The 990-nt window shown below is 70.0% G+C and carries 1 protein-coding gene; it reads left to right on the forward strand.

Annotated elements, in window-relative coordinates:
- On the forward strand, nucleotides 1–907 hold a 907-nt coding region (locus tag BHU15_RS23935), incomplete at its 5' end, for an IS481 family transposase (protein WP_069629087.1).
- Nucleotides 908–990 lie beyond the last annotated feature (83 nt).

Genomic DNA, 990 nt, shown 5'->3' on the forward strand with positions numbered 1-990 from the left:
GGCCCGCTGCGTCGTCGAGGACGGCTGGCCCCTCCGACGCGCCGCGGAACGCTTCCAGGTCTCGCCGACGACGGCCCGGCGGTGGGCCGACCGCTACCGGCAGTTCGGCGAAGCCGGCATGGCCGACCGCTCCTCCCGTCCGCACACCAGCCCGCGCCGCACCCCGACCCGCACCGAACGGCGGATCATCAAGGTCCGTCTCCTGCGCCGCTGGGGACCGGCCCGTATCGCACATCTGCTGGGCCTGGTGCCCTCGACCGTGCACCGGGTACTGACCCGCTTCCGTCTCGCCCGCCTCACCCACCTGGACCGGGCAACCGGCCGCGTCATACGCCGCTACGAACGCGAACGCCCCGGCGAACTGGTCCACGTGGACATCAAGAAACTCGGCAACATCCCCGACGGCGGCGGACACAAGACCCTCGGCCGCCAAGCAGGCCGCAAGACCCGCGCAGGCGCCGGCTACAGCTACATCCACACCGCCGTCGACGACCACTCCCGCCTCGCCTGCAGCGAGATCCACGCAGACGAGAAGAAGGAGACCGCCACCGCCTTCTGGACCCGGGCACAGGCGTACTTCACCCGAGCCGGCATCACCGTCGAACGGGTCCTGACCGACAACGGCGCCTGCTACAAGTCACACGCCTGGCGCGACGCCCTCGCCGACGCCGGAATCACCCACAAACGAACCCGGCCCTACCGCCCGCAGACCAACGGCAAGGTCGAACGTCTCAACCGCACCCTCCTCGACGAATGGGCCTACGCAAAGCCCTACCGCTCAGAGGCCGAACGACGCGAAGCGTTCCCCGGCTGGCTACACACCTACAATCACCACCGCGGACACACCGCACTCGCAGGCAAACCACCCGCCAGCCGCGCCCCCAACCTCACAGGGCAATACACCTAGGGCGTGTCCGCGAAGTCCCGTCTGGCTCACGACGCCTGGACGCACGCTCTCCCCCGTAGCCCTTCGGGCACGGGAGGTGCCCC

Origin of the sequence: Streptomyces niveus, from assembly GCF_001723055.1 — a bacterium.
Lineage (GTDB): Bacteria > Actinomycetota > Actinomycetes > Streptomycetales > Streptomycetaceae > Streptomyces > Streptomyces niveus.